Source organism: Flavobacterium endoglycinae (assembly GCF_017352115.1).
Classification (GTDB): domain Bacteria; phylum Bacteroidota; class Bacteroidia; order Flavobacteriales; family Flavobacteriaceae; genus Flavobacterium; species Flavobacterium endoglycinae.
Genome location: NZ_CP071448.1, coordinates 1,188,025 through 1,209,610, shown reverse-complemented (window position 1 = coordinate 1,209,610; position 21,586 = coordinate 1,188,025). Strand labels below are relative to the sequence as shown.

Sequence of the window (21,586 nt, the reverse complement as noted above, 5' to 3'; positions counted from 1 at the left end):
GATTTTAGGCATTCTATTTATGCCTCTTGATGTTGAATAACTCATAGTGGTATTAGTTATAATTGAATTAATAATATGTTACTTTTGGAAATGGTTAAGAATAGCAAGAGTAGAGATTTTCATTGCACAAAAATGTTGCTATTTAAATTCGAGGGTGTAAAAGTAATTTAGAAGGAAAGAAAAAATAGAAAAAAAGAATCACAGTTTTCCGTAGTTTCAGTTAATTATTCCAATAACAATATGGTGACTTAAACAAAAAGAGCCGTTAGTAAATCTTTTGATTACTAACGGCTCATTGTATTTATCAAGCAATAAGATTTAATGCATTATAAATATTTTTATGTTAATTATATATTTTTCATTTTATATAATTGTTTAAAAATCAGAGGTTCTATTAGTTGTGAATATATTCATTTTATTGAAATGCTCCCCAGTTTACTTTAATCGTTTGTCCATTTGAAGGAATATCTTGAGTGAAAGAAACTACAATATTTGATCCTGATATATAGGAGTCAAACACTATTTTTTCGATATTGTAATTTGTTGTTACAAAATGCATCTTAACAGTGCCCATTAATCCATGTGGTATATTAAATTGGTATGTAACATCATCACCTGTAATCGTAAATACTCCACCATTACTGTAACTTTTTAAGTCTTCTTTTAGAAGTAAAGTATATTCTCCAGATGTTTTAGCTGGTACTTTTATTATTGATGGACTTCCTATGGCTATAGGGGTTTCAAAAACAAAAATAGTTTGTGCTCCTGAATTTATTACTTCATCTAATTGTATACCACCAGAAACAACACTTATATTTCCTGTCTTGTCGGTGTCTCTGTTGTAATTACTTAATGTAGCTTTTTTATTTCTAAAATCTAAGATACTTCCAGAATCTGGGTTGTAAGATCTAAAATAAATACCTCTATCATATTCATTCCCATATAAAATTCCTATACTACTTGAACCTCCATCTACTGAAGCAATGTTTCCAGAATTATCTAACATCTGTTGTAAAGTCGTTGGGGTTGTATCGTCTGTCGTTGCTAGTGTTTTAGGTTCACCAGTGATATCTTTAGGAAGGTAGAAATAAGTGCCATTTATCATACTTTCTGGATTTTCTTTCAAAAACGAAGATATACCATTTTCATTAGTCAAAGATAATTGTCCTGATAATTTGTTATCTTGCCCCACACTTAATCCGACACTTGCTAAATTTTGATAATCTCCATAACCTGTAGCATCTTTAAAAAGCATAAATTCACCATCTTTAATACTGGTTCCGAGAACTTGACCTCCAGATGCTCTGTTTTTCAATGTAAGTGCCGAAGGTTCTATTTGTGTTTCAGATATTATATTAGATTGACTTTTTTCACTAACAGTAATTTTTCCAGAATTAATTTCAGAATTAATTGTCAATCCATTTTGCGAATTTGGAAATCTCAAACCATTCTCAAAATTCCAATCTCCTGTAATAGTTTTTCTTGTCATTGCTAGCCAATTCCACCAGTTTAAAAGATTTGAACGACTAATCACTTTATTATCTTCTTCAATGGTATTAGAAATTTGTGTTTCTGCATCAGTTGCAATTGTTGCAGTAAGTTTGATCTCATTGAGTTTTTTACCCATTTCAGCAGATAAAGCATATCCCATTCCTCCAGAGGTTAAATCATTTATTACAATATAGTTTAGCCACGTCTGTATATTTTCTACCATTCGAGCAATTTCGTCAAATTTATCAGGATTTACATTATTTGATTGAAGCAAAGTATTAATTATGTTTATCTGATTTTGCAAAATTTTCCCCTGTTCCGCACTTAAAAGTGAATTTGAGCCTCCAGAAACTAAGTCATTTATAATATCAAGATATTGAGCAGCTAATTTTGTAAAACCGTTTAATGGTGCATATCCGTTTGCGATTCCTTTATTCGCGATATTTTCTTTAGTGTTAAATAATTCGCTATGGGCACTGACGTTGGTTTTGTGAGCATCAAGTTCTGATTTTTCAGCTTTTGAATTTAATGTCATTTCAAGATTTTCAATATCTTGAAGTGGTAGTTTTTCATTTTTATGTCTGAAGGAATCCCAAGTATCCCAAAATTGTTGCTGTGTTGGTTTTAAGCTGGTTTTAAACCAATTTTTTATAGTATTTAATGTTTGTATAGCCATGATTTATTATCTAATTGAATTAATAATATGTTACTTTTGGAAATGGTTAAGAATAGCAGAGTAGATTTTCATTCCACAAAAATGTTGCTATTTAAATTCGAGGTTGTAAAAGTAATTTAGAAGGAAAGAAAAAATAGAAAAAAAGAATCGCGGTTTTCCGTAGTTTTTATTTAAAAATAAGACCAGTAATTTATTCTAATTTTTTATTAATATCGTGTTACTGTAATTTTAAAACCATTGTTGAAAGATTGTTAAATTTTATAACCTTTGTTACGTTTTGTTCCTTTGAATTTTTTTGGTCTTGATATTCTATTGATATTCTATATTCAAAAGAGATATCTGCTTCAGATAGTTTCATATCCCCATATGTCCCTGAATAAGTTAAAGATTGAATAAAATATTGATTAAATTCTTCTGAAATTATATTTAACAAAGGATCATAACCTGTGTCGGAGAAAATTAAGGAAGAACAAATTTTACGGCTTTCAAATAATGATGTTTGCAAGTTTATTTCATAGTTACGAATTTTTCTAGTTAATGCTTCACAATCATTTATCAACGAAAAATACAGCCTTATTGAATCATTTCCAGAAAATTTACAATTTTTACCTTTCAAGTAAACCTCAAAGAGAAAATTTTCAGGTTCGTATAATCCATCTTCTCTATATGATTCTATTTCATAATGATCAACTGTCTTTATTGTATAACTTCCAAAATCAGTAGCCCCAAAAGTTGTTGCTGGTATATTGACTATTTTGGAAACGATATTACTTTTATTAGTGTTAATTAATAAATAAGCAGGTATTTTAGATTTCCATGTAGTCATTAAAATATTATCATATTCCCTTGTATCAAGTAACCTGTAACGTATATTTGAAATAGTTTGATATAAATTTCCAAATGCATCTCTTTCTATTGCTCCACTTTGTGGAACAGTTGTTAATTCTCCATTTGGAATAATTAAGGGAGCAATCTCTTTTGTTCCTGGAGCTGTTTCTACAGAATCTTTGATAATAGCCAATTTCCCTGATTTATTCGGTAATAATAAATTGTTATATTGAGTTGCTTTTTCTTCTTTTAAAAAAGTACAACCATTATTATTTTCATTTATGAAAAATTGTATTCCATCTGTTGAAGTCATTCCTATGCCAGAAAAACCATGTGATGCAGAAAAACCTCTTGAAGACATAAAACCTCTATATTCAAGATCTCCTTCATCAAGATAAATAGATTTGTTATTTGCGACCATCCCTGCACCTAAAACGTCATCTAAAGTTGGTTTAGATTTATTTAGTTGACTTAGAATAACTACCTCATTAGGTTGTGTTGCAGGATTTGCTGATATAGTATTGTTCCATTTTAAAGGAGAATATTTAACCCATTGCCACCAATTATATAATTTAGAACGACTAATAACTTTATTGTCCTCTGCAACTGCAGATAAGATTTGAGTTTCAGTATCAGTTGCAATTGTTGCTGTTAACTTAATTTCATTAAGTTTTTTACCCATCTCAGCTGATAAAGCTTTTGTAGTTCCTCCAGAGATAAGATCATTTACTAAAATAGTATCTAATGAAAGTTGAATTTGTTCAACAGTATCTACTATTTTTTGAAGGCTATTTAAGTTTACATTATCAGATGATAATAAAGTTTTAATTTGATTTATCTGATTTTGCAAAATTTTCCCCTGTTCCGCACTTAAAAGTGAATTTGAGCCTCCAGAAACTAAATCATTTATAATATCAAGATATTGAGCAGCTAATTTTGTAAAACCGTTTAATGGCGCATATCCGTTTGCGATTCCTTTATTCGCTATATTTTCTTTAGTGTTAAATAATTCGCTATGGGCACTGACGTTGATCTTGTGAGCATCAAGTTCTGATTTTTCAGCTTTTGAATTTAATGTCATTTCAAGATTTTCAATATCTTGAATAGGTAGTTTTTCATTTTTATGTCTGAAGGAATCCCAAGTATCCCAAAATTGTTGCTGTGTTGGTTTTAAGCTGGTTTTAAACCAGTTTTTTATGGTATTTAATGTCTGAATTGCCATGTTTTTTTGTTTAAGTGAAGTTTTAAAAGAAGCCCTTTTTTAGATTGAATATCTGTAAGCTCAAATGAAGTTAAAAGACAAGAATTATACTTGTCGGGAATTTTAGGCATTTTTCTAATACCTATTGAAAATAAAAAATCCATGACGGCTATTTTTAATTGATTAATAATAAAGTCGTATGTGGTATTTTTAGTTATACTGGGGGAGTATGTTGTAAGACTGTACCTGTTTTTTAGAAAAGCAAAAGTAGGAATAGTTGTATATGGAATAGCAGTGAAAAGTGATAGCATTTCTGTAGTTTCAGTAGAAAAGAAACCTGCTGAAACTACTGAATACAAGCCACTTGAAATTTTAAATTCATACGATATGAAACTATTTTTACACCCAGAAAAATAGCTTCATTATGAATAAAAATACAATTCACAATTTTAATCTTTCGATAAAAAACAATACTTCTTCACAAAGTCCTGAAGACTTAACAAAAGCCTTTATAAAAGAATTAGCTGAGGTTTCGAAAGAAATGAGCCAGCAGAAAGATATTACACAAATTTGGCAAGAGCAAAACTCTGCAAGTACTGTAAACAATATTGTAAGCTCGATCGAAGAAGGCGTTTCCGATACCAATGCTGTAAATAAAACAGCACCATCGTTTAACACTACTTCTTCGGTTCCAGAGTCTTATTCGTCAACTTCAATTAAGCAAGGTGCTGCTGATACAAGTGGAAGTATAATAAATAATTCTTTCGCTTCATTTAAAAATACTCTTCCGGTTTCGAAAGCAGACAACGATATTCTGAGCAGTTCTTTAAGTCAGGTTTATGAGAATCTTGATACAAAGCAAATGTTGTCTGTGCCACAAATGCTTCAAAATAAAGAAAATGAGCCTTCGGTTGATCTTGTAAAAGCTGAAATCAAAAAGAAATTAGATCAAGCAAAAGGAGCAAATAATGACGAGGCTATTCAATATTGGACTCGTATTAGTAAAGCTTTTGAAGAAGGAATGAAAGCGATTGAATTTGATGGAAAACCTAATGAAATGCTATTTACAGAAATGTATAAAGCTTTGAAACAGTCGAGATTATCATCGATTGAAATTCAGAACTTCAATTGGGAAATCGTTCGCGAAAAAATGATTAAAGCAATTGATGCTAATATATTAAAAGGAGCTATTTCTAAAGAAAATAAAATTCGTTGGGAAACAATCAAAAAACAGCTTAAAAATGATAAAACGAATATTGCCAATCTTTTTGAGCAATACGACGAATTGTTTTTATTGCTTAAAGAGGTCGAAGGTCTAGATGCTTTGCCCAATACTTTAACCATAACGACCAAAACAAAAATATATCCTAATCTAAATGCAGACAAACTTTATGCTGCTATTGGAAAAGAAGATGTGTATGTTTTCCTTAAACAAATTAACGAAACTAAGTTTATTGGAAGCGCAGTAAATAAAGGCGCTGTAAGAATTAAAAATGCCGACGCATCTTCATTTATTGTTGGCGAGAGTCTAGAGTTTTTTGTTGATGAAGCTTTTATCAATCAGAAGGTGCATCAAAAAGAAAACATTAATTGGATTGTTTACAATACTAAAAACAGCAAAGAAAATATCTTTAGAAATGAAGGAACTTCATTTGGTTATAATTTCGATACACCAGGAACCTATAGAATTGATGCTTATGGACATAACCATACAGTAAAACAAAAAAAAGGTGCAAAAACAGCTACTTTTATCGAACTTAAAATCGTAGCTCAGGATATTGTAATCACACCTCCTGCGGCGATTAAAGGAGAATTTAGCAGGCCTTTTGCAGAAGAAAAAGCTTTTAAAGCATCTTTAAAAAATGCTACAGTAAAATCATTAAATCCGATAAAACTTTATTATCAAATTGAAACTGTAATTCCAGGTAAATCAGCTCTAATTTCAGAAGAAAAAGAAATAGATTCAACAGGAATTATCAAACTTGCTATGCCAGATTTGGGCGATTATAAAATTAAAATTGCCAGTAAAGATCAATATGGATTGGTTACAGAGTTTAAAACTTCTGTAATTAAAAATGAGGTTGCAAGTATTGGTGTTGAAGGAAAAAGTTCAGAAAGCAATATATTCTTGTTAGGAATTGCAAACAGTCAGTTGACTTTGGAAGCCAAAACGTTCAAAATAAATCCACCAACAGCTGATGAAAAAGAAGATGTAAGATGGATAATTTACGATTCTAATAATAAACCTTATCTAGTTTCTGAATTTAAGTTATTTGCAAATAAAAACGATCCTCAAAAATCCTATATGCATAAATGGAATTCTTTTACCACATCTATTCCTCAAAAAGCTGGAAATTATGTTGTAGAAGCATTCAGTCATCGTCAAAAAGGGGCTAAATCTCCATGTACTTATAAGTTTGAGGTAAAAGAACCACAAATTGCAGAAGCGTATTGGTCATTGAGCGGAGGAACTAAAAAAACAATCTCAGGTCTTTCAGAAGATAATTACATTAATGCCAGCATTCCTTATTATAATAATCAAAAGGTTAGAATTTATTTTTATCTAAATAGCAGAAAAACAAACCATTTTATTGATGTAAAAACCAATGAAAGAGGAGAGCTTTTCGAAAAGATAAATTTTGATTCAAATTTTCAAAAACTCATCGGATTCCAAAGTCAAAAAAACACCAAAATCGGATTTAAACTATTAGGAATTCAGAATGGAAAACCATACCAATTTAAATCGCCAGCTAATTATGATACTAATACCGTAATTTCTGTTACAACAGAGAAGAAAGTATTAGATGTATATTTTACATACGATGGTAAGAGAGTAACACCAGAAAATGAGGTTCCGTTTGGCAAAAAAGGCGCAATTGTTACACTGGTAGCCAAAACCCAAAATATGATTGGAGAAGAGATTGAGCTAAAAGCTCATAAAATAAGCGAAAAACCATCTTTTATAGGTAAAGCAAAAGTAAACTTAGAAGGAATTGCAACAACAAGTTTTATTTTAAAAAACCTAGATAAAAAACTCAAAATTGGAACAACAATAAAGTATTATGCAGGTGTTGAAGGTTATTCTACAAAACATTTGGATAATAAGGTTTTGGTTATGATTGTTGGGGAGGGGAAAATAAATAGAAAGGAAATTATTGATGAAAATGACCCACAATTAATTTGGGGATCTAGAGTAAGTAAGGAATTTAGAATTAAGGTTGTAAAAATATGTAAAAATATAGAAGAGAAAAAAGACGTGGTGTTTTCTCCTAATGTATTAATGAATATTATGGCTTTTGAAACAGCAAATAGTTTTTCTCCACAAGCTGGTAGTTTTAAAAAGATTATGGATGACAGTAGAGAAGCGGGATTTGTTGGATTAATACAATTTGGGAAAGATGCTTCTGATCATCTAAAAATAAAACGTTCTGAATTATATAATATGACTGCTGAAAAACAGTTAGATTATGTTGAAAAATGGTTTTTGTTAAAAACTAAAAATGAATTAAAAAGTGCAACAGATATTTATTTGTCTGTAAATTATCCTGTAAAAGCAGGAAAAGGACATTTAGATCATGAAGTTGTTTATGGTGATCCAAATGCAGCTTATCGAGCTAATAAACCGTTCTTAAGGGAAGCCGATGAAATTAATAGAAAGGGAGAAAAAATTGGTAAAGATGGCGGTAAAACTTATGTGTGGGAGGTTAGAGAAGCATTGGAAGAAAGTGAAAATGAAGGGCAATATAGTAAAAATATTATTCTGATGAATAAATCGTATAATCTCATAATGAATAATCCAAATGAAATTTTTAATTTGGATACGTCACTGACTTTTTGCTACTTTAGTGCTCAACAAATAAAGGAGATTAGAAAAGCTATTGATAAGTTTACAACAAATGAAGAAAAAATAAAAGCTTATCGAATTTTACAGTATTTTGTGGAATACAATAGTCAGAGAGATGCTAAATACAAAAAATTAGCTGATACAATGTGTAATGTAACAAGTGAATCTATTGCTTTACAATATTTAGGACAAATGAATCCTGCTCCAGATCCAAATACGAAAATGGAGGATTTTATGATGATAATGATTAGAGATATTTTAAAACAAGGAGATGACAGTAGATTTAATGCGAGCACAAGAGTAAAAATTGCAAATGAGTTAGGAATTAAAGGAGGATTTGTTGGTGTTGGTGAAATTTTTGACAAAAGAAAACATAAAAAGTTACTAGAAGATAAATTAAATAAAGGATTTGGTGTTTGTTTGTCAACATTAGGACATATAGTGAGAGTTGTTGATGTTACTGACATGGGAATAATTGTTGACGACCCATATGGAAGAATTCAAAGTTTCAAGATACGAAAAGAAAAGGGAGATAAAGGAGGTTATGAGGGTGGTAAAAATTATTTAGATAATTCAATATTAAAAGGAGAGTCAAATCTTTGGACTTGGAAGCAATTAGAGAATGATAGAATAAAATTTAATTATTATGAATGGTATTATTTATAGAATAACAATTGTTTGTTTGTTATTTTCAATTTTTGGATGTAAAAAAGAATCTATAAAAAAGGAATCTAAGAAGAGTGTAGTAAATATTAATGATTTGGAATTGATTAAGTCTAAAGATACATTAAGGCTTGATTATAATGGAGATGATTTTGGTAAAGAAATTGATTTTGGTAAAAAGGAGAATCAATATAAAATGTTGTTGTTTAAAAATATAGCCTTAGATAGTGAATCTTTATTGCAATTTGAAAAACTTAAACACGATCAGAACTTGGAACCTGAAGGGATAAAAATAAAGAAGCGAATTAAGCTAAATGCAAATTACAATACCGTAATACTTTCAAGTCTTGAATCAGTTTATACATTATTAAACTACAATTCAAAAGATGAGTTAATAGATTTTTTAGATTTATCAAAATTCAATCAGCAAATTTGTCAATGTACATCTCATGTTTACATTAATAAAAATGGTGTAATTCATTGTCAAATAGAATCAGGTAAACCTTTTTATCCTTATGTTGATTATAAGGTTAATGATAAAGGAAAATTTGAAATTATTGATCAATTTATTCCACCTAATGAGGAAAAAATGCCACCTAAAGAAAGACTTGAATATATTATTAAAAAAACAGCTTCAATAAGTGGTGATACTAATGTAAAGTCCTATTTAGAATCAGATGAATTTACTGCGTCAAACACTACATTTATTGATGAAAAGGATGTGAAAAAGATTTTATTTTCTAAAAGTCATTCTACTAATGTATATAACTTACTTTATGACTCAATTGAGCAATATACTAATGAAGAAAAAAGTCTAAATGTTTTAGGAAAAGTTTCAGATCAAAACAACTTACTGTTAGTTTGCAATCTCAATAGAGCAGACCAATTTGGTTTGATACTTATATTAAATAAAAATCACGAAGTTATAGATTCGAAATTTATTAATATAGGTGATCCTATGACTGATGAGAGCATATTAGACTTCGTGAAAGGATAAAGTGTTATTTAACATAGGCAAAACGATTAATAAAAGCGCAAAAGTCTTTTGACTTTTGCGCTTTTTTGTTGAAACAGATAAGCCTTCATCAAAAAAAACACAAACCCACCCCTTAAAAAGAAAAAATAACTCCCTCTATTTTTTGCAATAGATTTATTTTGCGGTCTGTTCAATCGATTTTTTTCATAGGTTTATTGACTTTGAAAAGACAAATCGTTTTTGCAGATAATTTCCAGAGCGTTTATAATTTCTGTTTATGAAAAACATTAAAACTTACATTTTAAGCTGTATCGTATTTATTGCTGTTTCCTTTAAAATTTCGGCGCAGGGATCTGATTTGTATTTTGATCATATCGATTATGATGTGAGTTTTTCGCAGAGTATGATTTCCAGCATTCATCAAACCCAAAAAGGATTTATCTGGATTGGGACTGCAAACGGTTTAATTAGTTACGATGGTTATGATTTCTTGAGATACGTTTACAACAAAGACATTCTCAACAGCATCAGTAACAATCATGTAAATGTGATTTTAGAAGACAGCGAAAGACAGCTATGGATTGGAACGAATAACGGACTGAATTTTTACAACAAAAACGAAAGAACCTTTTTAAGAGTTGATGTCCAAAAAATAAAAGGCGGACGAAACTATATTTCCTCTATAATTCAAGACGATCAAAACCGAATCTGGGTTGGGACTTTTGGCGGAATCAAACGACTTAATCGGCAGAAATATTTGTTGGAAGAAATCTCGAACGACCACAATTCGCCATTTAGAAAAAGCAGGGTTTTGTCCTTATTTTACGATCGTGATTACGGAGTTTTGGTTGGAACTTCAAAAGGTTTGGAATGCTTTGATCCTAAAAACGGCTCCAAAAAAGCAGTTCCTAAAGTGCTGGCAGATAACGAAGCTTTAATCAAATCGAAAATCTGGAAAATTATTAAAGAAAAAAACGGCGATTTATGGTTTGCTACAGAAGCCAACGGCGTCTTTCATTTTAATATCAAAAAGAATTCAGTAACCAATTTTCTGCTCAATACCAGTAACAGAAAAAGTCTGTCTTCAAACTGGGTTAACGATATTGTTTCTGTTGATGATAACACCATTTGGTTTGCGACAAAAAATGGTTTGTGTGTTTACAAAAAAGACAAAAACGAGTTTACGAAATACGGACATAATCCGCTGGAAAGTTACAGCCTTTCAGATGATGATGTAAAATGTTTTTTAAAAGACCGTCATAACGATATCTGGATTGGAACAAATGGAGGAGGTGTCAACTTTTTTCAGAAAACCAATACCAATTTTATTAATATTAGAGAAGTCATAAAGCCTAATTTCGGACTTAATACTGCTTTTGTAAATGCAGTTGCCAGAGAAAATGACGGTTCAGTTTGGGTAGGAACAAATGGCGGAGGCTTGAATTATCTCGATTTTAGAAATAACAAAAACACCACGTATCAAATTGAGGGTTACGATTTTGATAAAAGTGTTAATATGATAACGGCTTTGGCCAATCAAAACGAGCAGTATTTATTTTGTGGGACTTTCAACGGATTATTCAAATTCAATAAAAGCAGTAAATCGTTTCAAATTATTTCACTTTCGCGAAAAGATTCTAAAGAAAGAGAACGTCCTATTACGTCTTTAATACTGGATAACGGCGATTTGTGGGTGGGAACAAACGGAAACGGATTAAAGAAAGTAATGACAGACGGAACAGTTGAAATTTATATGGCTGATGGTTCTCCTAATTCGCTCAGCGACAATTTTATAACTGATCTGGCCAACAGAAAAGACGGTCTTTGGATTGCGACACAATACGGTCTAAACTATTTCGATAAAAAACTAAAACACGTTACAAAAGTTTTTAAAGCCGGACCCAAAAGCGGACTTTCAAATAATAGTCTTACCGTCATGTTTACCGATTCTAAAGGTCGTTTTTGGGTTGGTGCCGAAAGCGGAGGCGTGAATATTTTTGACGAAAAGAAAGGGCGTTTCTTCGAAATCAACCGCTCAATGGGATTTACTGATGAAACCATCAAAAGTATTTCTGAAGATGCAGAAGGAAATATCTGGATCAGCGACAATAATTTGTTGTATAAAATCAAAACCAAAAATGTAAAACCGGTTTTAAATATTAAAGATTTTGAAATCACTTCTTTTTCTTCTAAAGACGGTTTAAAAGTAAAACAGTTCTCCAATAATTGCAGTGTAAAACTCAATGCAAAAGAACTAGTTTTTGGCTCTTCGAATGGTTTAATTGTTTTCAACCCATCTAAATTGATTAAAACGAAAGACCAATCACCAATTGTCCTCACAAAACTTATTGTAAATAACGAAGAAATCAGGCCTGGAAATAAAGAGGTTTCAATGGAAAAACGCATCAGTGAGACATCTGAAATTACTTTAAAACACGATCAGGGTTATATTGGGTTGGAATTTAGTGTGATGAATTTCATTTCGCCAGAAAAAAATGAATACGCTTATAAACTCGAAAGTTCCTTTAATAAAGACGAATGGCACATTATAGGTTCGCAGCATTATATCAATTTAACCAATTTGAATTCGGGAACTTATATGCTGAAAATTAAAACTTCAAACGGAGGAGGAGAATGGAATCCAAACATTAAAACCTTAAAAATCATTATGCTGCCGCCGTGGTGGAAAACATGGTGGGCGTATTTATTTTACATTGCTTTACTAGCTGGAGCTTCGGTTTTATCATTCCGCTTTTTTAGAAATCGAGAATTATTAAAACAAGCGTATTATCTGGAGCAGGTAGAAAAAGAAAGACAGGAAGAATTATACAAAATGAAACTGGATTTCTTTACCAATGTTTCGCATGAAATCAGAACACCGCTCACTTTAATCAGCGGACCTGTTGAAGAACTTTTAAGCAGTGCCGAAAAGAATTCAAATCTCGAACACAAACTAAAAACCATAAAAAGTAATTCTGACCGATTATTAAAACTGGTTAACGAATTAATGGATTTTAGGAAAGCCGAAAAAGGAAGCATGAAAATCTATTGCGAACAGCAGGATATTGTTTCGTTTTGTTTTGATATTTACGAATCGTTCCGAGGAATTGCAGTCGAGAAAAAAATCGATTATAAATTTGTTCTAAATATCAACACAGCGCAGCTTTATTTTGATAAAAACCAGATGGAGAAAGTGATTTATAATCTGCTTTCGAATGCTTTTAAATTCACAAGCAAAGGCGGAAAAATAACTTTGGCTGTCGAACAAAAAGAAGATTCTGATTTTATAGAAATTAAGGTAAAAGACAACGGAATTGGGATTCCAGACAATAGAAAAAAGAAAATTTTCAAGAACTTCTTCCAATTAGACGATCGTGGCAGCGCTAATTTAGGAAGCGGAATCGGCTTGGCTTTGAGTAAAAGTATTGTTGAACTGCATCACGGAGAAATTAAAGTCCAGACAGAAGAAGATCCCAACTTCAATACCATTTTTACCATCAAATTAAAGAAAGGAAAAGACCATTTCAAGAAATCACAAATTGTAGAAAATGCGATTTCGATAAACGAAAATGCCAATCCAATTTCGGATGTAAAAACAGAAATTGATCTTTACGAAAGAGAATATTTAGAAGAAGAAAACAGCGCTAAGAAAACCGTTCTTGTTATCGATGATAATGAAGAAGTATTGTCGTTTATCTACGATATTTTGTATACAGATTACAGAATATTGAAGTTTACAAGCGGTGCATTGGCTTTAGAGTTCATGGAAAAAGAAATCCCGGATCTTATTGTAACCGATGTTATGATGCCAGAAATGGATGGTTTCGAATTGTGTCATATTTTAAAAACCAACTTAAATACCAATCATATTCCGGTAATTATGCTTACCGCAAAATCGTCTACCTTAAATAGAATCGAAGGACTTTCGACAGGAGCCGATGCTTATATTTCGAAACCTTTCAGCATTGAAGAATTAAAATTGACAATTGCCAATCTTTTATCTGCCAAAGAAATAATGCGTCAAAAATACGGCGAAGGTTTTATAGCCGCTGTCGAAGAAGAAAACCTAAACACACCAGAAGGAATCTTTTTGAAAAAGCTGACGCAGATAATCGAATCGAATATTGATAATCCCGATTTTGATGTAAACGATTTGGTAAATGAAATAGGAATGAGCCGAACCGTTCTCTACAAAAAAGTCCAAACCTTAACTGATCATTCGGTTGCTGGTTTTATAAAAAACATGCGATTGAAAAAAGCCGCTCATTTAATAGCCAATACTAGTTATTCAATTTCAGAAGTAACCTATATGGTTGGGTTTAATGACAGAAAGCATTTCAGTAAAGAATTTAAAAAGTTTTACAATCTTTCACCAACAGAATATAAAGCTTCACATAATTAAATTTCTAAACGCAATCCCGATAGTTAACGGGAGCTGAGATTTACGCAAAGTCCGCAAATTTTAATAAAAACTTTGTGGACTTTGCGGTTAAATTCCAAAATAACTACATCGTAATTTTTTAGGTTTTTTATTACGAATACCGTTTTTAAAGGGCTGAAATATTGAAAGAAACACATCGACACCCCTAAAAACGAATATTCACCTCCCTTGGTAACCTCATTTATTAGTCATTTTTGCAACCAATAATCACATGACTTTATAAATTAACTAACCAAAAAAATTAACAATGAAAAACAACAAACCCGAAAAGATTCTTTTTCTTGGTGGAAATTATCTACGATTAATTTTAATGTCTTTTCTGTTTATTCTCGCTTCAAATGTGAATGCACAGGAAAGTACCATTTCCGGAAAAGTAGTTGACAATGCAGGTCTCCCATTACCAGGAGTAAACGTGCATGTAAAAGGAAGTACAAAAGGAACCCAGACTGATTTCGACGGGAATTTCAGCATTAGCACTGCGCCAAAAAGTACACTTGTTTTTTCCTTCATCGGGATGGATGAAGTTGCTGTTGACACAGAAAACAAGAAAAACCTAAAAGTCGTACTAAAAGCCAGTTCTCAGGCATTAGACGAAATCATCGTTGTAGGCTACGGAACCAAAAAGAAAAGCGACGTAATTAGTTCTGTAGCTTCGGTTAAACCAGGCGACATGACAAAAGTGGCGACTTCAGATGTTGGAGAAATGCTTAGAGGAAAAGCTGCCGGAGTTCAAGTTTCATTAGCCGATGGAGGCCCGGGAAGTTCATCTTCAATCCAGATTAGAGGGAAAAAATCGATTAACGGAAGCAACGAACCAATCGTAATTGCAGATGGTGTGGTAATTGGAAATATCAATGACATCAATGCCAACGATATTGCTTCTTTAGAAATTCTAAAAGATGCCGCTGCACAATCTATTTATGGAGCAAGAGCTTCAAACGGAGTGATTTTAATTACCACAAAAAGAGGAAAAACGGGAAAAGCAAAAATCGCTTACAACGGTTTCTCTGGTGTACAGACCATCAATAGAAATTTTGACATTTACAGCGGAGAAGAATTTGCACAATTAAAAAGAGAAGCCTACAGAACCAGTAACGGTGGAGTTTACAGACCAGACGAACAGGTTTTTTCACCGCTTGAACTTGAATCGGTTAAATCAGGAAAATACATTGACTGGGAAAAATATGTTTTAAGAACAGGAGTAACCAATAATCATAGTGTAAGTATTTCATCTGGTACCGAAAAAACAAGTATTTTTTCAAGTATCAACTACATTAATACGCAAGGAGTAATTCCAAATTCTGATTTCGAAAAAGTAGCCATGAGAGTAAATGTTGATCAGCGAATTACTGATTGGCTGAAAGTAGGTATGAATGTTTCGCTTCAGTATTCAGAATCAGACAGACCAAATGTTGGGAACATCTTAAACAATGCCATCAACACATCGCCGCTTGGAAAAATCTACAACGATGATGGTACGTTTCGTCATTTGCCAGGAGGTATTCAGGAAACACCAAATCCACTGATCGATATTTATGAAACCAATACCAATGAGTTAAACCGAAATGATATCATGAATGTTTTTCTAGATATTAATTTATTAAAAGGTTTTACCTATAAATTAAATGCCAGCCGCAGATCGTGGAATTACAAAGCAATGTCTTTCAATTCTTCAAAATCACTTGCAGGAATTGCCAATTCTGGACAAGGAAGCGGACGTATTACTTTTAAAGACAATGTAGAATATCAATTGAGTAATATTTTGAATTACAACTTTAAGCTGGCAGACAAAAATCATTTTAACGCTACAGGAGTTTACGAAATTACATCATCAGAATACAATGAATTTGAAAACTCAGCAAGCAGAATCCCAAGCGATATATTAGGAATTTACGGCCTAGAAAGTGCCTTCTTAAATACACCATTAATTGGAGGAAATGAAAGATCACTTATTTCTTTCGCAGGAAAATTAGAATATGATTTTGACAGCAAATATTATTTCACGGTTTCAGGAAGAGCCGATGGATCTTCAGTATTTGGAAAAAATAATAAATGGGGATTCTTTCCTGCTGTAAATGCGGCTTGGAATGTTTCTAATGAAGAATTCATAAAAGAACATCTTCCAGTTATCAGCAATTTCAAACTAAGAGCCAGTTATGGTAAAGTAGGAAACCAGCCGAAAGATCCGTATCAAAGTATGGCAACAGCAGTACAGAGAGATTACATTATAAACGGAGTAAAAGTTTCTGGATACGTTCCGGGATCACAATTATCAAATCCAGATTTACGCTGGGAAACTTCAACACAATTAAACCTTGCTGCTGATTTTGGTCTTTTCAAAAACAGATTAACAGGAACAGTTGAGGTTTATAATACCGACACTTCAGATTTATTGATTTACGAAACCTTAAATGCCAACACTGGCTATACCACGAAATTGTCCAATATTGGTAAAGTAAACAATAAAGGTTTGGAAATTACCTTAAATAGTGATTTGATCAAAAAGAAAGATTTCAGATTAAATGTAGGAGCCACTTTCACTAAAAACAAAAACAGCATTGTAAGCATTTATGGTAAAGATGCAAACGGAGATGGAAGAGAAGATGATGCCGTTGGAAACCTCTGGTTTATAGGAAAACCAATCGATGTGTATTACCGCTACAAAGCAGTCGGAATTTATCAAGAAGGAGAAACAATTCCAATTGTTACAGGAACTACTTTATATCCAGGAGATATCAAATTATACGATGCCGATCCGTCAAATGGAGCTAATCCAAATCCAGATCAGGACAGAATTATCACTTCAAAAATGCCTGATTGGTTCGGAACCTTTTCATTGGCTTTAGAATACAAACAATTTGATTTCTCGGCAGATATTTATACTGTTCAAGGCGTTACCAGAGATAACTTGTTCTTGTACGATTATGTTCACGGAGGTTCATTAAGAGGAGTAAAAAATGGTATTAAACAAGACTATTGGACACCTGAAAATCCGGGTGGAAACTGGCCGAGACCAAGAGACGGAAACGATCCGCCATACATCAATACGTTAGGATTACAAGACGCCTCATACATTCGTTTGCAAAACGTTTCTGTTGGATTCAAATTTCCTGAAAACACGCTTAAATCATTAGGATTGAGTAATATGAGGTTGTATGTAACCGGAAGCAACTTAGTCACTTTGACGGATTACCAATCGTACAGCCCAGAAAAAGAAATAGGCGATTATCCAGAACCAGTTACTTGTGTTATAGGGTTACAAGTAGGTTTCTAATAACAAAGTTTAAGACATTCAATAAAATAAAAATAACAAGATCATGAAAAATATAAATTTTCTATTTGTTTTGATATTCGGACTTTCTTTAGGACTTACTTCATGCGAAGATTTTCTGGAAGAAAACGTAAAAGATCAGGTTTCTGTAGACTATATCTACAATTCTCCTGCAGGATTAGAAGTAGGAGTAAATGCACTTTACAACCAAATGCGTTATTACAACCTGCCTTCAGGCGATAACAGCGATTTGTGGGCCAATGTGTTCTTTATGGTTGCCACCGATTTAGGACTGCACAGAACATGGAATACACCTTACGGAACCGGACATAATCCGCAGTCATTTACAGGTTCAAAATGGATTCAAGGTTATAAAATCATCGACAGATGTTCGGCTATTATTACATCGGCTAGGAATATCAAAATGGATGAAAATGCCAAAAAAAGATTAGTAGCACAGGCAAGAGTGATAAGAGGTGAATTATATCTGGACCTAAAACAAATGTATGGCGGAATCCTTATCGATACTATTCCGACAACTCCTGAAAATATTAACGATCCGGTTGAATACAAAGTAGCCAGCGATGCAGATGTATATCGATTAATCGATGCCGATTTAGATTACGCTATTGCCAATCTTCCTTTTAAAGTAGATCCGGGACGTTATGGCCAGGGTGTTGCGAGACACATTCGCGGCAAAAGCGCTTTATGGCAGGAAGACTGGGCAGAAGCTGCCGCTCAATTTGATGCCATTATTAACGACGGAACACACGGTTTAGTAGCACTTGCTGATGTTTGGGGACAAAATGGAAATCATAAAGAATCTCTTTTTACCTATCAAAAAGACTTTTTATTAGGGCCAAGTGATGATTTAGCCGGAGGCGGCGGCTCTTGGTTAAGCAGTGTTTTTACACACAGAACTTATGAATTAAATGCCAATGAATTGGTTCAAGATGTAGCTTACGGTGGTCAGGCTTTGGGATGGTTTTATCCCAACAATTACCTGAAATCACTTTACGACCAAACCAATGATTTACGATTTAAAACCTATTATTATTCAGATAATTATCAGGATTATAAAATCAATGTTCCAAGTAATCCAAGATTCGGACAGCCTATTACCAATCCGGCAATTGCAGCACCAAACGGAAATTACAGAGCTTGGCACTGGAGTTTGAAAAAATACCATGATACTGAAAAACTGCCAATGACTTCCAACAGTTACAAAGATTATATGTATTACAGATTGGCAGAAACGTATTTACTGGCATCAGAAGCACATCATAATTTAGGAAATGATACCAAAGCACTGGCCTATTTAAATAAAGTAAGAAGAAGAGGTTATACAGGAAACCCAGAAAGTACTGTAACCACTTTTGATTTAACATCGTGGACTTTAAACAATTATTTAGACGAATCAGCAAGAGAATTGGCTTTTGAAAACAACAGATGGTTCCTGCTGAAAAGATTAGGACTTTTGGTTGAAAGACAAAATTTATATTTCCGTTCAAGTCCATCTGGAACTATTTCGGGTGAAGTACCTTTAAGAATGACTCCAGCAATGGTAAACATGCCAATTCCACAATCACAAATTGATTTGATGGGAAAACCAGCTGGATTTAATGTTGGTTACAATTAAATTTTCTAACACATAGAAACATAGATTTTTTCTAATTAAAAGATATCTAAAGAGAAACAAATTTCTTCAACATAGTTTTTGCTATGTGAATTAATGAAAGTAAAACGCCTTTATAAAGTTTTCAAAATCTATGTTCCTATGTGTTTAAAAGAGACAAAAAGTTAAGGTTAAAGTTAGTAATAACCCATCCGGAAGTTGGAATCCTGATCTGACTTCCGGATTTAAAAAGATAACATGATGAAACAATATATTTTAGGAGCACTCACCGCTTTAATGTTTGCTTCTTGCAGCAACGACGAAAAAGTAGTTTTAAAATACGCAGATGAAGGCGATTCTGGAAATCCAAATCCAATTACGCAGACTTTAAAAGAAAAATCCAAATTTAAAATTGGAGCTGCGGTTAAAATGAAAGATTTGCAAAACGAAGCCAACTATAAAAATGCCGTTTTAAAACATTATAATCAGATTACAGCCGAATTTGAAATGAAGATGGCCAGTATTTGGTCTTCATCGACAACATACAATTACACTGCGGCAGATTATTTAGTAGGTTTTGCAAAAGACAATAATATGGAAGTTCACGGACATACTTTGGTTTGGTACGATTCGTTTCCAGAATGGTTTAAAAAAGCCCAATACGATTCGATTGCTTTTGAAGCCAAAGTCAAAGTTTATATTACTGATGTTGTGGGGCGTTACAAAGGAAAAGTAAAAAGCTGGGACGTCGTAAATGAAATTTTTGCCGATGGCGGCGCTATGCGAAATGAAACCGTAATCAATTCCCTGTTTAAAGACCCAATCGGATTTTATGGAAGATGTTTCCGCTACGCAAAAGCAGCAGATCCTGATGCAAAATTATTCTACAATGATTACAGTGTAGTTCTGGATGCTGGAAAAAGAACAGCAATCAAAAAAATGGTAACCAGATTCAAAGCAAACGGAGTACCTATTGACGGTTTAGGAGATCAGTTTCACTACGCTACAGATACCAATAGACAAACCATGAAAACCGGATTTACCGATTTGGCTTCAACGGGATTGCTGATTCATATTTCAGAATTGGATATCAAAGTCAACACTGGTAAATCAGATTCGTATGTCTTTAATGATGTAGAAAATCAAAAACAAGCCGAAACCTACAAATACATTGTATCGATGTACGAAGACTTGCCCCAAACTCAAAAATTCGCGATTTCAACATGGGGAGTAACCGACAAATACACGTGGCTGACCAGCTTCTGGCACTCCAAAGAATATCCGCTACTGCTAGACGCTGATTATAATAAAAAACCTGCTTATCAAGGATTTTTAGATGGATTGAAGTAAAGAATATAGAGAATAGAATATAGAGAATAGAACATAAAACATAGAGGATCGATTAAGTATTACTTGGAAAATCTCTAGTCTTTGTTCTTCAGTTATCTTCTAGAACAGTAAGAAGTCTATTTTCTATATTCTTTCCTCTATTTTCTAAAAATAATTAACCAAAAAAACCAAAATCATGACCATAAAACTAAATCATATCGCTAGATTAAAATATTTGTTTTTCGTACTTTTTGCTGTTTTGTTTTCCTGTGAAGATGACGTGCGCGAAGTCTATCTTTATAAAAAAGGAGAATTAAATGCCACTTCAACAAATACTTCCATTAAAGGAGGGGAAACCGTAACCTATACTGATGCATCAACAAAAGTACGAGCTATAAAATGGACCTTTCAAGGAGGTTCTCCGGGAGCTTCTATCGAGCCGACTGTTGAAGTAAAATATACCAAAGCAGGAACATTTACCACAACTTTAGAGATAACACATACTGATAATACCATCCAAAAGAAAACTTTTACCGTTGAGGTTGAAGCGCCGCCAACGCCGCCAATTGTTGTTCCAGCGGATGCTCTAAAAATCTATTCTGAAAATCCTGATTTTACCAAAACAGCTCCTGTTTTAAACTGGGTTTCGAGCAATCAGTTTGTTATAAAAGAAGTGGCGGCTGATGGTTATGAAGGCGCTTACAGAAACTTCTCTCTTCCCGCGACACCGCCAGCAGCAGAAGCAAAATGGGCAATGGCAATTCTGCAGTTTGTAAACTTTACCGATATTTCATCTTACACCTATATCAATATGGCGGTAAGAACAACCAGCACAGGAAAAATCAGATTCAGAATGAAAGATGCCTCTAATACAGGTTATGTTGAATTTAACTCCACAAGCAATTTGTATGGATTAAAAAGAGACGGAGCTTGGAATATGGTTCAAATTCCAATTGCAGATTATAAAAAACAAAATCCGCTTTTAGATTTAACCAAAATCAAAGACATTTTAGTATTAAGAAGTGTTGATCCAGAAGACGTAAGATCTTTAAACAATTACACTTTCGATATCGATCATATCTATTTATCTAAATAAAATTTTCTAACACATAGAATCATAGATTAATAATCTGTAAAAAAGAGATTTAAGAGAAACTCATTTCTCATGGATAGAACTTATGTGTATTCATGTAAGTGAAACGCCTTTTCATCACTAACAAAATCTATGTTTCTATGTGTTAAAACTGAACA

10 protein-coding genes are annotated in these 21,586 nt (G+C 32.8%); 7 read left to right on the top strand and 3 right to left on the bottom strand.

Annotation, left to right across the window (positions count from 1 at the left end; translation table 11 throughout):
• Nucleotides 1-415 precede the first annotated feature (415 nt).
• From J0383_RS05170 to J0383_RS05160, 3 genes are all read right to left on the bottom strand, one after another.
• Nucleotides 416-2,167, bottom strand: a complete 1,752-nt coding sequence (locus tag J0383_RS05170; protein WP_207297377.1) for a hypothetical protein — start codon at nt 2,165-2,167, stop codon at nt 416-418.
• 217 nt (nt 2,168-2,384) lie between these two features.
• Entirely contained in the window at nt 2,385-4,217 is a 1,833-nt protein-coding gene (locus tag J0383_RS05165) for a hypothetical protein (protein ID WP_207297376.1), read from the bottom strand.
• A complete protein-coding gene (locus J0383_RS05160) occupies nt 4,199-4,555 on the bottom strand; it encodes a hypothetical protein (protein WP_207297375.1) in 357 nt (118 codons plus the stop codon). Before J0383_RS05160 ends, J0383_RS05165 begins: the two co-directional genes overlap by 19 nt.
• Before the next feature lie 65 nt (nt 4,556-4,620).
• Here J0383_RS05160 and J0383_RS05155 point away from each other — a divergent pair, with 65 nt between their 5' ends.
• The 7 genes from J0383_RS05155 (at nt 4,621) to J0383_RS05125 (ending at nt 21,431) form a co-directional block, all read left to right on the top strand.
• Entirely contained in the window at nt 4,621-8,706 is a 4,086-nt protein-coding gene (locus J0383_RS05155) for a hypothetical protein (protein WP_207297374.1), read from the top strand.
• The gene (locus J0383_RS05150; RefSeq protein ID WP_207297373.1) at nt 8,687-9,700 is read left to right on the top strand and encodes a hypothetical protein; all 1,014 of its coding nucleotides are present in this window, start codon (nt 8,687-8,689) and stop codon (nt 9,698-9,700) included. Before J0383_RS05155 ends, J0383_RS05150 begins: the two co-directional genes overlap by 20 nt.
• Nucleotides 9,701-9,956: 256 nt before the next feature.
• Nucleotides 9,957-14,081: a two-component regulator propeller domain-containing protein gene (locus tag J0383_RS05145; RefSeq protein ID WP_207297372.1), complete on the top strand. Its 4,125-nt coding sequence runs from the start codon at nt 9,957-9,959 to the stop codon at nt 14,079-14,081.
• A gap of 286 nt (nt 14,082-14,367) precedes the next feature.
• Complete coding sequence (locus J0383_RS05140; RefSeq protein WP_207297371.1) at nt 14,368-17,394, top strand: SusC/RagA family TonB-linked outer membrane protein; 3,027 nt, start codon at nt 14,368-14,370, stop codon at nt 17,392-17,394.
• 43 nt (nt 17,395-17,437) lie between these two features.
• Nucleotides 17,438-19,030 carry a RagB/SusD family nutrient uptake outer membrane protein gene (locus tag J0383_RS05135; RefSeq protein ID WP_207297370.1) on the top strand — a complete coding sequence of 531 codons (1,593 nt, stop codon included), beginning with the start codon at nt 17,438-17,440 and terminating at the stop codon, nt 19,028-19,030.
• A 237-nt stretch (nt 19,031-19,267) separates the two neighbouring features.
• The gene (locus tag J0383_RS05130; RefSeq protein WP_239023245.1) at nt 19,268-20,356 is read left to right on the top strand and encodes an endo-1,4-beta-xylanase; all 1,089 of its coding nucleotides are present in this window, start codon (nt 19,268-19,270) and stop codon (nt 20,354-20,356) included.
• Nucleotides 20,357-20,531: 175 nt separating this feature from the next.
• On the top strand, nt 20,532-21,431 hold the full coding sequence (locus tag J0383_RS05125; protein WP_207297368.1) for a PKD domain-containing protein: 900 nt from the start codon (nt 20,532-20,534) through the stop codon (nt 21,429-21,431).
• Nucleotides 21,432-21,586 lie beyond the last annotated feature (155 nt).

Coding starts and splice junctions, on each gene's coding strand:
- J0383_RS05135 (WP_207297370.1), top strand. CDS start 17,438: ATGAAAAATATAAATTTTCTATTTGTTTTGATATTCGGACTTTCTTTA.
- J0383_RS05125 (WP_207297368.1), top strand. CDS start 20,532: ATGACCATAAAACTAAATCATATCGCTAGATTAAAATATTTGTTTTTC.
- J0383_RS05140 (WP_207297371.1), top strand. CDS start 14,368: ATGAAAAACAACAAACCCGAAAAGATTCTTTTTCTTGGTGGAAATTAT.
- J0383_RS05150 (WP_207297373.1), top strand. CDS start 8,687: ATGAATGGTATTATTTATAGAATAACAATTGTTTGTTTGTTATTTTCA.
- J0383_RS05170 (WP_207297377.1), bottom strand. CDS start 2,167: ATGGCTATACAAACATTAAATACTATAAAAAATTGGTTTAAAACCAGC.
- J0383_RS05165 (WP_207297376.1), bottom strand. CDS start 4,217: ATGGCAATTCAGACATTAAATACCATAAAAAACTGGTTTAAAACCAGC.
- J0383_RS05155 (WP_207297374.1), top strand. CDS start 4,621: ATGAATAAAAATACAATTCACAATTTTAATCTTTCGATAAAAAACAAT.
- J0383_RS05130 (WP_239023245.1), top strand. CDS start 19,268: ATGAAACAATATATTTTAGGAGCACTCACCGCTTTAATGTTTGCTTCT.
- J0383_RS05145 (WP_207297372.1), top strand. CDS start 9,957: ATGAAAAACATTAAAACTTACATTTTAAGCTGTATCGTATTTATTGCT.